The sequence below is a fragment of the Oceanospirillum sediminis genome (genome assembly GCF_014164585.1).
Taxonomy (GTDB): Bacteria; Pseudomonadota; Gammaproteobacteria; order Pseudomonadales; family Halomonadaceae; genus Oceanospirillum; species Oceanospirillum sediminis.
On sequence record NZ_JACJFM010000022.1, the window covers coordinates 49,614 to 62,364 of the forward strand.

Sequence of the window (12,751 nt, forward strand, 5' to 3'; positions counted from 1 at the left end):
CGTTGATGCCTGCTATGAAAATACTTCTGATGACTCCACCTATGACACAGCTGAATACGCCTTATCCGGCGACGGCTTATCTGACAGGATTCCTGCGTCATCAGGGATATCAGGCGGTGCAAAGAGACCCGGCCATTGATCTGTTTCTGGAGATGATGACCCGCAATGGCCTGGAAGTAATTCGCAGTGTTGTCGAAGAGAACTTCGAGCATTTTGCTGATGATGAGCTGCCGGATGTGATTCATTTCTTTCTGGCAGAGTCTGAGCGCTATTTCAGTTGTGTTGAGCCTGTGATCCGTTTTCTGCAGGGGAAGGATCCTGGTCTGGCGTTGCGTATAAATTCTCGCCGTTTTTTGCCTGAAGGGCCTGCATTTGATGTGCTGAGTCAGATGGAACAGGTATCGGGTGATGTGCTGAAAAAGGCCTTTGGCGATCTGGGTGTTCAGGATAAAGCTAAGTATCTGGCTACTTTATTTATCAATGATCTATCTGCGGTAATCACTCAGGGTGTTGATCCTTATTTTGAGGTCAGTCGCTATGGTGAGCGCCTGGCAGCGGCAAACCCTTATTTTGATGACTTATATAATGTAATCAGTGAGGGACACTCGTTTACTTCAGAAGTACTTGAGCAGCTGGTCGAGCAATATTTAGAAGAAGAAAATCCGGATATTGTCGGTTTAACGGTGCCTTTCCCAGGCAATATGCTGGGTGCGCTGCGTATTGCTGAAGCCTGTCGTCAGTTAAGACCGGATATGCCGATTATTATGGGCGGTGGTTTTGTTAATACTGAGCTTCGGGCATTAAAAGACCCGCGTGTGTTTGAATTTGTCGATTTTATCTGCCTGGATGATGGTGAACGACCTTTATTAACACTGTTGGAGTATCTGCAGGGGCAGCGTGATGCCGATGAGTTATTCCGGACTTATTTCCTGGCTGATGATGCAACAGGCCAGCCTTGTGTTCATCTGAATGAAAACCCGGAATTACATGATATACCGCAGATTGATGTCGGCACACCTGTCTATGATGGCCTGCCTCTGGATGATTATCTGTCACTGTGTGAGATGCTGAATCCTATGCATCGGATCTGGAGTGATGGCCGCTGGAATAAGCTGACTATTGCTCACGGTTGCTACTGGAGGAAGTGCAGTTTCTGCGATATCTCTCTGGATTATATTGATCGTTATGATGAAGCCGGAGCGGATATTCTGGTAGATCGCATTGAGCAGTTAATAGAGGAGACCGGGCAGACAGGTTTCCATTTTGTTGATGAGGCTGCCCCACCAAAAGCACTTTTTGCACTGGCCCGTAAGCTGATCGAACGGGATGTGATTATCAGCTGGTGGGGGAATATCCGTTTTGAAAAGACTTTTACGCCGGAGAAATGCCAGTTGCTGGCTGATTCAGGGTGTGTGGCCGTTAGTGGTGGTCTGGAAGTGGCGTCAGATCGCTTACTGAAACTGATGAAAAAAGGGGTCAGTGTTGAGCAGGTCGCCCGGGTGACAAAAGCGTTCTCGGATGCCGGTATTCTGGTGCATGCTTATCTGATGTATGGTTTTCCGACACAGACAACGAAGGAAACGATCGATTCACTGGAGCGGGTGCGACAGTTGATGGCCGCGGGGTGCTTTCAGTCTGCCTACTGGCACCGGTTTGCAGCCACCGTTCATAGCCCGATTGGTATGTATCCTGATGAATATGGTATCGAATTACGTCCCGGACCAGAGCCGCTGTTTGCTGAAAATGATGTGGAGTTTTATGATCCGGTACAGACCGACCATGACATGTTAGGCCGGGGATTGCGTAAGGCGCTGTATAATTACATGCATGGCGTGGGCTATGATCAGCCGCTGCAATTCTGGTTTGATGAGATGGATATACCTGCTTCGGCAGTGAAACCGGATTTTGTGCATAAAGCTATTACCGGGCTGATTACCAGTCAGTAATGTTTGTCTATGACAACTCTCCCGCCGGATCAGGTCGGATAAACGAAGCGCTATCCGACACTGATCTGAAGCGGAAAATTCGTTCAATGCCGTTAGTCATGTAAAGCGATAGGCAGCAGATTATTTTTGCTGGCGTACTGCTTCAGGCGACCATCCTTTTTAATATCAGCGACGAACTGATCAACACGCTTCAGCCATTGTGGCTGATCTTTTTTAACTGCGTAGGCATACTGGAACTGGTCAGTGGCTTTCACTGGTGTCAGCAGTTTTGCCCAGTCGTAGTTTTTGATCATCTTCTGGCCATATGGATAGTCGGTGATAAATACATCAGCCCGGCCTGAACGTACTTCGATTTCTCGCTGACCTGGTTTGATCACTGTTGCGATATGTGCTTGCTTCAGCGAGTTTTTCATGGCATTTTCCATGTAGGTGCCTTTCTGTACGCTGACAATAACACCAGGCTGATCCATCGTTTCCCAGCTATCAATGATTGGGTGGGTTTTATGGGTGATGCCATACATACCACTGCTCAGGTAGGGCTGGCTGAAGTCGATACGTTGCATTCTTGCCTGAGTCCGGCCAACGCCAAACATGGCAATGTCACATTTGTCGGATTCCAGATCGTTCATGAATATGCCGAAGTGGGTGTTTACAAAGCTGACTTCAACACCAAGATCAGAAGCAAACTCTCTGGCCAGGTCAATATCAATACCTTCTAGCTCGCCGGTTTTACGGTTCTTGTAAGATATGGAGAAATAGTCTGGCCAGATGCATACTCTGAGTCTTTTTTGTGCAGCTATTTGCTGTAGACGGTCTGAGGAATTTTCCTCCGAAATCCCGGTCGCCAGAGCGTTTGCGGCCATAATTGATGCGGTACAGAGTGAAAGTACCATAACCAGCGTTTTTTTCAGCATAATAAATCTGCCCCAGAGCAACGGATATGAATATTTAATGAGACGTTATCTGTCATCTTATGTAAGATTCTATTTTTTTTAGTGTGTGTTCGGATTGATCTGTGTTAAAGAATTGGCAAAGTTTTCTATGGCAGGCAATAAAAAACCAGAGATGGGTCTGGCTGATTACCCTGTCCGTTCTACTTATGTTCTGGGGTATTTTACAGCATACCCTGGTAAAAGGGTTGCAGCGTAGCCTGGATGAACAGGTGCATCGTAATGGTGTACTTTTACATGCTCTTGAAGATAGCGTAGTGCGCTCGTTTCAGTCTGTTAATGCATCCTTGCTGGCTTTGTCAGAGCAGGTCAGTTCTGTTCATCAGGAAAGTTTATCTCAGTTATTACGTGAGCAGCTCAGAACCTCGCCCCAGCTAAGAGCGATTGATTACGTCGATGGAAACGGCTTGTTACAGGTTTCGTCGAATACGGCCACAACGCATCAGTTGAATTACTCTTGTCTGGGTGTGCTATCCGGAGATGCTCTGATGGAATCATGGGTTGATGCTCCTGTTGCCGGACGATTTCCCGGAGACCCTTTTGCTGGACGTACCCCCCATCAGCATATTCCTTTTTGTCAGGCCGTACGTGACGCTGATGGTCGTCTGTCCGGAGTGCTGATTGCATCTCTCAATCCCCAGTATTTTGTTGGTCTGTTTCAATCCGTCGTTAAAGAACAGAACGCCAGAGTGAGTTTATATCGTTATGATGGCGAGGTACTGATTGCAGATACAGAGCAAAAGTCCGGGGATTATCTGTTGTCACTGGTGAAAAAGCAGGCGTGGGGCAGTTATCGTCTTCATTCCGGGCAGGAGCAGGGAGTACTGATCAGTTATCGTTCAACGTCTGTTTTACCCCTGATTATTACCATTGAATCCCTTGAAAGTGTAGCCCTGCAGGCCTGGAAGCATGACGAGCGTATGTTGTCGATTATGATGATAGTGCTGACGGCCATGATCCTGGTTGTAGCGCTGCTGGTATTGATTCTGCTGGAGCGGCGTGCTCGCTCAGAGGATGATAATCGCCTGTTAAGTGCGGCTATCCGAAGTGCAGCCAATGCGGTGTTTATTACCGATAAAGAGGGGCATATCCATTGGGTTAATGATGCTTTTCTGCGTTTGACTGGCTATGAAGTGCATGAGGTGTATCAACAGAACCCCAGAATCCTTAATTCGGGGCAGCACAGCAAAGCGTTTTTTGCCCGTTTATGGCAACAGGTGCTGAATGGGGACAGCTGGCGAGGTGAGTTAGTCAACCGTCATAAACAGGGGCATGCTTTAATTGTTGAGCAGACTATTACGCCCATTCGTAATGCCGGTGGTGATATTGAGCATTTTGTTGCGGTGCATGAGGATGTCACGGCAAGAAAACAGGCGGAACAAAGGGCCCTGTATCTTGCTGAGCATGATCCTTTAACCGGATTGCCGAATCGTCGTTATTTTGAACAGAAAATTTATGATTGCTTTATGTCTGAGCAGGTACAGCCTCTGGCGATTATGTTTATTGATCTGGATCGCTTTAAAGAAATTAATGACACTATGGGGCATGAAGCCGGAGATGACTTGCTGACCTCGACCACCGATAAATTGACAGAGATCCTGCAGGAAGACTATCTGCTGGCTCGTTTAGGGGGAGATGAGTTTGCTGTGCTGGTAACAGGCAGGATTAGTCACTCTCGTTTGTCTGTTCTGGCGCAGCAGATTATTGATACCGTTGCTCGCCCTTTTGTATACAAGGATGCCAGTTTTTCTGTCACTTGTAGCCTGGGCATTGCCGAAGGGACAACCCGGAGACTGGATGCATCTCAGATGCTGAGGCAGGCCGACATGGCAATGTATCGGGCGAAGCATGAGGGTAAAAACACCTATCGTTTCTTTGATGAGTCTATGGATACTCTGATGCAGCGTCGGGTTTTCCTGCAGCAGCAACTTGAACAGGCGGTTCAGAGTGACAAAGAACTTAGTCTGCGTTATCAGCCGCAGGTTTGTGCGCAGACAGGTCTGGTTACCGGTGCAGAGGTGTTATTGCGCTGGGAAACAGAAAGTGGTGAGTGGATCTCTCCGGCAGAGTTTATCGGTCTGGCAGAAGAGACCGGGCTGATAATGGAAGTCAGTAACTGGCTGATGGAAAGTATGTTCAGGCAGATGGCGGCATGGAATCGTAAGAAGTTGCCTTTTGGCTGTATATCGATGAATGTTTCGGCGGTTCAGCTGGCCAGAGAAGATCTGGCGGCTCATCTGTCTGAGCTGATGCAGCGTTTCCGTATTCCGGTGAATCAGATCTCGGTGGAAATTACAGAAACAACGCTGATGGCAGACTCTGAGCTGGTCAGTGACAATCTGAAAAAACTGAAGCAGGCCGGATTGACTCTGGCTATTGATGATTTTGGTACCGGGTATTCATCTCTGAGCTATCTTAAAGCGATTGATGCGGATTATCTGAAAATTGATCGTAGTTTTGTGATTGGTATTGGTGAAAATGCCTCTGATGAGCGCATTGTGGAAGCGACCATTGCTCTGGCCCATAGCCTTAAATTACGTGTGGTTGCGGAAGGTGTGGATAGTGAGCATCAGCTCGAATTCCTGAGAGAGGCAGGCTGCGAGACGATTCAGGGGTATTTGTTTGCTCGACCTCTCACAGCGGAAGAGTTCGAGTGTTATGTAGAGGATAAGAATATGCAGAGTTATTCATTGCTACCGGAAACACTGGATTAGTAGTGAAAATCTGGCAAATAAGATAGTTTTTGCTGAAAAGGCAGCTTGTTGTTCTAAATGCTAAAAACTTGTTATACAAAGGTTGAATTTTTCAGCAGAACTGCATCCAATATGCCTCCCGGATTGGAGGCGTAATGCAGAATATAGAAACGAAATGGCTGGAAGATTTTATCGCCCTGGCTCAGAGCCAGAGCTTTTCCCGTGCGGCTCAGTTACGTCATGTGACTCAACCCGCCTTCAGTCGCCGCATTAAAACCCTTGAGCAGGCTGTAGGAACGAAACTGTTTGATCGTGATGCTCAGCCGGTGAGGCTGAGTGAGGCCGGACGACAGTTTCTGCCTGTCGCTCGTAAAGTACTGACTCAGCTGCAAGGTGCTATGAAGCAGTTGTCTCTGGGTACGGATTATCTGACCCGAGTGAACTTCTGTGCTGCACATTCGCTATCCTTTACTCTCATGCCTGAGTTGATCCAGTGGATTCGTCAGCAGGAACCCGGATTTATGGCCCGTACTGAAGCCGCTAATGTGGATGTCGGGCTGAATGCACTGAGAAAAGGGGAGTGTGACTTCTTGCTGGCCTATCACGATCCCCAATCCTGGATTCGCCTGGATGAAAGTCTGTTTCCCGGATGCCAGTTAGGCTGGACGCGTTTAATGCCGGTGACTAAAGCCACGCGTCATGGTCAGGCTATTTATCGACTGGATATTGATCAACAGGTGCCTTATCTGGCCTATACCGCTGAAGCCATGCTGGGGCAGGCGGTGCGTGAGCGGATAAGAAATCAGACATCGGATGTTCGGCTGGATAAGGTTTATGAAACGGCAATGGCTCAGGGCCTGAAAGAGATGGTGATGGCGGGAGAGGGGGTGGCCTGGTTACCGGAAGTGACGATTCGCAATGAGCTGGAGCAAGGCATCATGGTGCCTGCCGGTTCGGAGCAATGGATTGTGCCGCTTGAAATCTGTGTTTATCGTTCGGCGGGTGTGGAAAAGCCCATGGTTGAGCAGATCTGGCAGCTGATCTGTAAACGTTACGGTCAGCCTATACGCTGAGTTATCTGGCGGTGGAGTCATGGGCGTATCAGGTATATAATGTTTCGCTTTGCCTGTGCAGGCATCTTTATCCGGATTTAATCAGGTGTTTAACAGCTAGTCGCTTGATTTTCTGAGAAAAGTCTATATTGCACAGTAAATAGAGAATCTGTCGGTTGTGCTTTCATACCGGCAACAGGAATCGTTTTGTGTGGCTCAGAGCCATGCTGATTAAAGAACAGAAAACTGAATAAACAGGAATAGATTATGCGCAGCCATTATTGCGGCGAACTGAATGAGTCTCATGTTGGCCAGGAAGTGACTCTGTGTGGATGGGTACACCGTCGTCGTGACCACGGTGGGGTTATTTTTATCGATCTGCGTGACCGCGATGGTCTGACTCAGGTTGTTGTTGACCCGGATACCGAAGAAGCATTTGCCACTGCTGACAAAAGCCGTAGTGAATATGTGCTGCAAATTAAAGGTCTGGTTCGCCCACGCCCTGAAGGCACCACTAATGAGAACATGCCAACAGGTATGATCGAGGTACTGGGTAAAGAAGTCACTGTACTGAATGCTTCTGAAACCCCTCCATTCCCTCTGGATGAGCACGTTAAAGTAGGCGAAGACGTACGTCTGAAGTATCGCTACGTTGATCTGCGTCGTCCTGAAATGCTGGAAAAACTGCGTTTCCGTTCTCGCATGACTCACACCATCCGTAACTACCTGGATGAGCAGGGGTTCCTGGATATCGAAACGCCGATTCTGACTCGTGCGACGCCAGAAGGTGCACGTGACTACCTGGTACCTAGCCGTACTCACGCTGGTAGCTTCTTCGCACTGCCACAGTCTCCTCAGCTGTTCAAGCAGCTGCTGATGGTGTCTGGTATGGATCGTTACTACCAGATTGCTAAATGTTTCCGTGACGAAGATCTGCGTGCAGACCGTCAGCCTGAATTTACTCAGATCGATATCGAAGCGTCTTTTGTTACTGACGAAGAGATTATGGGTCTGGCTGAAGGCATGACTAAGAAGCTGTTCAAGGAAGTGCTGGACGTTGATCTGGGTGACTTCCCGCACATGCCTTACGCCGAAGCGATGAGCCGCTTCGGTAGCGACAAGCCAGATCTGCGTATTCCTCTGGAAATGGTTGACATGGGCGATCTGATGGCTCAGGTAGACTTTAAAGTCTTCTCTGGCCCTGCCACTGATCCTAAAGGCCGTGTGGCAGCACTGCGTGTGCCTGGTGGTGCTTCTCTGTCTCGTAAGCAGATTGATGAGTACACTAAGTTTGTTGGCATCTACGGTGCGAGAGGTCTGGCATGGATTAAAGTTAATGATCGCTCTGCGGGTCTGGAAGGTCTGCAGTCACCAATCGTTAAGTTTATGGAAAATGTGATCGACGACGTTCTGGATCGTGTTGATGCACAGGACGGCGACATCATTTTCTTCGGTGCGGATAAAGAAAAGATCGTAAACGAAGCGTTGGGCGCACTGCGTTGCAAGCTGGGTGAAGATCTGAACCTGTATACTTGCGAGTGGGCGCCATTGTGGGTTGTTGACTTCCCAATGTTCGAAGAGAACAGCGATGGCAGCCTGACCGCACTGCACCACCCATTCACTTCTCCTGCATGTACAGCCGAAGAGCTGGAAGCCAACCCGGAAGCGGCTCTGTCTGTAGCTTACGATATCGTGCTGAACGGTACCGAGCTGGGTGGTGGTTCTATCCGTATTCATGATCAGAACATGCAGCAGGCGGTATTCCGCACGCTGAACATCAGCGAAGAGGAGCAGCAAGAGAAGTTCGGCTTCCTGCTGGACGCGCTGAAGTTCGGTGCGCCACCACACGGTGGTCTGGCATTCGGTCTGGATCGTCTGGTGATGCTGATGACAGATTCTCAGTCTATCCGTGAAGTGATTGCTTTCCCTAAAACTCAGAGTGCAGGTTGTGTGATGACTGCGGCTCCGGGTGAAGTAAGTGCTGAGCAGCTGAAAGAGCTGAACATCCGTCTGCGTCAGAAAATCGCACCGACTGAATCTGAAGATTAATTTGTTCTGAGTTGGTCGCAGAGCTAAAAAGTTCTGAGGCTAACTGTGGACTCTTAGGATTCTATAAGATGGCATCGGGGGAAGCTCTGATGCCATCTTTTTATCTCTCATCTGTGACCTGTTGAATTGGCTTTGATATTTAAGCCAGGTTATAGCTGAGAGCTAAAAGCGAGGTTTTCAAATGTGCTTCAGCGGGTCTTCCAGAGGCTTGAAAACCAGAATATTTTAGCTGTAAATCGCTGCGAATAGGACTGTTTCTGTTGGTCGGCGATTGCGTTAGAACAAATTGGAGTTTTACCATGGCAGGCCATAGTAAATGGGCAAACATTAAGCACCGTAAAGCAGCACAGGATGCTAAGCGTGGCAAGATCTTTACCAAGCTGATTCGCGAGCTGACCGTAGCGGCTAAACAGGGTGGTCCGGCGCCGGAGGATAATCCGCGTTTACGCGCGGCTGTGGATAAAGCGCTGGGCGCTAATATGACCCGCGATACTATCGACCGTGCTATTCAGCGTGGTGCCGGTGGGGGCGACAACGACAATGTTGATGAGTTGACCTATGAAGGCTACGGTCCGGGCGGTGTTGCAGTATTGGTTGAGTGTATGACCGATAACCGCAATCGTACCGTAGCAGAGGTACGTCATGCCTTTAGTAAGCGTGGCGGTAATCTGGGTACTGATGGTTCGGTCGCTTATCTGTTCAGCCGTAAAGGTCAGATTGTATTTGATGCGGGGGCTGATGAAGAGGCGGTGATGGAAGTGGCGCTGGAAGCCGGTGCTGAAGATGTGATCAGTCATGATGACGGTTCCGTTGAAGTGATCACTGAGTGGACGGAATTAAATACTGTTAAAACAGCGCTGGAAGCTGCGGATTTAACGCCAATAGGTGGAGAGGTGACCATGATTGCATCAACCACGGCGCCTATGGATGAAGACAGTGCGGCCAGTATTATGGGGTTAGTCGAGCACCTGGAAGATCTGGATGATGTACAGAACGTGTACACTAATGCTGAAATTTCCGCTGAAATTATGGAAAAGCTATAACGGTCGGTTTTATCCGATGCTTTATAGCGAATAGGTAAAAACAGGCAGAGTCATTTGGCTCTGCCTGTGTCGTTTTAGGCGCTTGTTATATCCGCACACTTGATGTGCTTGTTATTGGTTATCAGCTGCGCAGCTTTAGTGAAGAATACTCATTAACTGATGCGGTTAGGCATGAAATAGAAGGGCTAAATGGCCATTATTTTAGGTATCGACCCTGGCAGCCGTAAAACCGGTTATGGGGTGATTCGACTGGAAGGACATAAGATCCACTATATCGCCAGCGGTTTTATCCGCATCACAGGGGATACACTGGCGGATAAGCTGCAGCAGGTGTATGCCGGGGTGAGCGAAGTGATCGCTCAGTATCGACCTGAGCAGTTTGCCATTGAACAGGTGTTTATGTCGAAAAATGCAGACTCTGCCTTAAAGCTGGGTCAGGCTCGTGGTGTGGCGATTGTTGCAGCGGCGAATCATGGTTTACCGGTGAGTGAGTATGCAGCGCGCCTGGTTAAGCAGGCGGTCGCGGGTAAAGGCTCCGCAGATAAGGTGCAGATCCAGCATATGGTAGCGTCGATCCTGAAGCTTAATGATCTGCCCCAATCCGATGCGGCGGATGCCTTAGCGATTGCAATTACCCATGCAAATTCCAGTTTAGGTTTGGTGGCGATGTCGGGTCGTTCCAGTGGCCGTCGAAGTAGCAGTTGGCGTAGCTGGCAACCCGGTCGGTGAATACCCCATGAGTCGTTTATTTTTTTGTCATAAGGAGAGTGGCATCCGTGGCACTGTTTGAAATCCCCTTTATCTATTATCTGGATATCTTCGGCACTATCGTGTTTGCGATTACCGGTGTGTTGGCAGCCAGTGAAAAGCGTCTGGATCTGTTTGGCATGATCGTGGTAGGCGTTGTGACCTCAATTGGCGGCGGTACTATCCGGGATTTGATCTTAGGGCGTGCGCCGGTATTCTGGATTGCAGAGCACTGCTATATCTGGATCATAGTGATCACTTGCATCCTGACCTTTATTGTTGCGCGCTTTTACACTTTTCCCCGACGGGCGCTGCTGTTTTCAGATGCCATCGGTTTGGGGGTGTTTACGGTGATTGGCGCTCAGGTCGCGTTGAATCTGGATCATCCTCCGATAATAGCGATCACGATGGGGATGATGACGGGGGTTTTTGGCGGTGTTATCCGGGATGTACTGACCAATGAGATACCGGTGATTTTCCAGAAAGAGATCTATGCCACTGCAGCGCTTTCCGGGGCGCTGGTATTTGTTAATCTACGCTGGTTCTTTCCTGATGGTTCTGCAGCCTTCAGTGCTATTGTTGCGATGCTAGTGGTGATGGGAATCCGGTTTTCAGCAATCCGCTGGGGATTGCAATTGCCCGTATTTCTTTTGAGTAAGCGACCAGGAGAAGAGTAGGGCAGAGGTGCAGCTCTTATATTCAGGCTTACTGATAGTATTTCTGCCTGATTTTTTCCGGAAACTCTCCGTTCATTATTTCTTGTATTGCCTGGCTGATTCTGTCTGCTTGTTTGCTCCACGGGGATCTGTTAGACAGGCCGATATACAAAGGAAGGTGATTGCCCGGATTAAAAGAGGCTTTAATAAAAGAGTCGCTCCAGGGGCTTCGTGCCAGTTCATAGTCTGCCTGGCAATCGGTGCCGATATAGGTATCTATTCTCTGGGCAGAAAGAAGTTGCAATAATACGCTTTCCTGAGCCATCTGTGTTTTATTCAGTGTACTGTCATTATCGAAAGCTGAGTAATACGCTGAGCCTCTTACCATGCCTATATTCAGCTGCTTAAGGTCTTGTGCCGTTGCCAGTCTGTGTTCTTCATTTTTGCGGATGTAGAAGTGGGTGGAGCACATAAAATAGTCTGGTTTTGTGTAGGTAATATATTCTGCTCTGCTGGCTCGCCATGCCAGTCCGCTCATCGCATCAATTTGTCCTGATCTCATCATCTCAAGGCAGCGCTTCCAGGGACAGCGTATATACCTGACTTGCGCTCCTATCCTTGGTGATAGCTCTGTCCAGAGATCATGGTCAATGCCTGTAACCTCTGAGTCAGTGACGAAGCGAAATGGAACCCAGGCATCAACGCCGACCCGAATAGGCTGGTTGTCTGCCCGAGAGGATTGTGTGAAGATCAGAAGTATCAGAGAAATAGCTATTATCAGGTGCATACAGAACTCTTCTGTTCACTGAGTCTTATGTACCAGTTTAGCTTAATATTTCTCTGTTTCAGGGCTTAATTTATACTTCCGGGCAGAGATCAGAGCCCTGTTACTTTCTGGCCATCAAGTCTGGCTTCCAGTAAAACAACTGGCTTTTCCTTGTGTTTTTTCCTGACCGGCTCAACGCGGAGTAGCAGGTTATCCCAGTCACTGGCCATCCAGATCAGGTGTTCAACATCTTTTTTGGAGCGTCTGAGGCTTTCTACTTTAACGGTATTCAGTTTGCCCATAGGCGTATCAAGTATTTCTTTGCCTACCACCCGGAACAGATAGTGCTTAATCTTCCCGCCATCGGCAACCTGGTATCTGAATTCAGTTTGTTCAGGATTGTTTAGCAGATCATATCTGAGTTTGAGCTGGTAGCTCAGCAAGTCCTGTGTGCCTTCCTCTACGGACATTTTCCAGGGTTTTTCAGCGATGTTATTGGTGACTCGCATTTTTGACCAGTCAAAAGAAACTGATTTATCTTTTTCTTCGCCAAAAACCTGCTGATACCTGCGATAGAGCAGAGGCTGAATCAGGCCTGAGTCACTCAGCTGGAACTTACTGGTCTGACTGATTTTTGCAAACCATTTTTCCGCTCTGAAGTCGAGCGTCCAGTTACCATCGTCGTCCTGTTTTAGTGTGCGTTCGGCTTTGACATCAATAGTGAAGCCCATATCATAGGTCGTATGGTAAATACCTTTATAGGGCTTCAGAGGGGTTCCGGCATAGCTGCTGGCTGATAATAAAACTATTAAAAGCGTAAAGAGCGGTCCTGTTCGAAGCATGCCGGTC

The 12,751-nt window shown here is 48.5% G+C and carries 10 protein-coding genes; 7 read left to right on the plus strand and 3 right to left on the minus strand.

Annotation, left to right across the window (positions count from 1 at the left end; genetic code table 11):
- The first annotated feature begins 14 nt into the window (after positions 1 to 14).
- Positions 15 to 1,946 carry a B12-binding domain-containing radical SAM protein gene (locus H4O21_RS15605; RefSeq protein ID WP_182809808.1) on the plus strand — a complete coding sequence of 644 codons (1,932 nt, stop codon included), beginning with the start codon at positions 15 to 17 and terminating at the stop codon, positions 1,944 to 1,946.
- Between the two features lie 92 nt (positions 1,947 to 2,038).
- On the opposite strand, the gene H4O21_RS15610 is transcribed toward H4O21_RS15605, so the two are convergent.
- Positions 2,039 to 2,860 (minus strand): ABC transporter substrate-binding protein, encoded by an 822-nt coding sequence (locus H4O21_RS15610; protein WP_220495689.1) that lies wholly within the window; start codon positions 2,858 to 2,860, stop codon positions 2,039 to 2,041.
- A gap of 101 nt (positions 2,861 to 2,961) precedes the next feature.
- On the opposite strand from H4O21_RS15610, the gene H4O21_RS15615 reads away from it, so the two are divergent.
- From H4O21_RS15615 to H4O21_RS15640, 6 genes are all read left to right on the plus strand, one after another.
- Positions 2,962 to 5,610 carry a bifunctional diguanylate cyclase/phosphodiesterase gene (locus H4O21_RS15615; RefSeq protein WP_182809809.1) on the plus strand — a complete coding sequence of 883 codons (2,649 nt, stop codon included), beginning with the start codon at positions 2,962 to 2,964 and terminating at the stop codon, positions 5,608 to 5,610.
- A 134-nt stretch (positions 5,611 to 5,744) separates the two neighbouring features.
- On the plus strand, positions 5,745 to 6,662 hold the full coding sequence (locus tag H4O21_RS15620; protein WP_182809810.1) for a LysR family transcriptional regulator: 918 nt from the start codon (positions 5,745 to 5,747) through the stop codon (positions 6,660 to 6,662).
- Positions 6,663 to 6,908: 246 nt separating this feature from the next.
- Positions 6,909 to 8,690 carry an aspartate--tRNA ligase gene (gene aspS / locus H4O21_RS15625; protein ID WP_182809811.1) on the plus strand — a complete coding sequence of 594 codons (1,782 nt, stop codon included), beginning with the start codon at positions 6,909 to 6,911 and terminating at the stop codon, positions 8,688 to 8,690.
- Between the two features lie 299 nt (positions 8,691 to 8,989).
- Positions 8,990 to 9,733, plus strand: a complete 744-nt coding sequence (locus H4O21_RS15630) for a YebC/PmpR family DNA-binding transcriptional regulator (protein ID WP_182809812.1) — start codon at positions 8,990 to 8,992, stop codon at positions 9,731 to 9,733.
- A gap of 189 nt (positions 9,734 to 9,922) precedes the next feature.
- On the plus strand, positions 9,923 to 10,462 hold the full coding sequence (gene ruvC, locus H4O21_RS15635; protein WP_182809813.1) for a crossover junction endodeoxyribonuclease RuvC: 540 nt from the start codon (positions 9,923 to 9,925) through the stop codon (positions 10,460 to 10,462).
- Positions 10,463 to 10,509: 47 nt separating this feature from the next.
- The gene (locus tag H4O21_RS15640; RefSeq protein WP_220495690.1) at positions 10,510 to 11,157 is read left to right on the plus strand and encodes a trimeric intracellular cation channel family protein; all 648 of its coding nucleotides are present in this window, start codon (positions 10,510 to 10,512) and stop codon (positions 11,155 to 11,157) included.
- 28 nt (positions 11,158 to 11,185) lie between these two features.
- Here H4O21_RS15640 and H4O21_RS15645 read toward each other — a convergent pair whose 3' ends face one another.
- Together H4O21_RS15645 and H4O21_RS15650 are read right to left on the minus strand one after the other, a co-directional pair.
- The gene (locus tag H4O21_RS15645; RefSeq protein WP_182809814.1) at positions 11,186 to 11,923 is read right to left on the minus strand and encodes a substrate-binding periplasmic protein; all 738 of its coding nucleotides are present in this window, start codon (positions 11,921 to 11,923) and stop codon (positions 11,186 to 11,188) included.
- Between the two features lie 89 nt (positions 11,924 to 12,012).
- Entirely contained in the window at positions 12,013 to 12,744 is a 732-nt protein-coding gene (locus H4O21_RS15650; RefSeq protein ID WP_182809815.1) for a DUF3108 domain-containing protein, read from the minus strand.
- Positions 12,745 to 12,751: the final 7 nt, after the last annotated feature.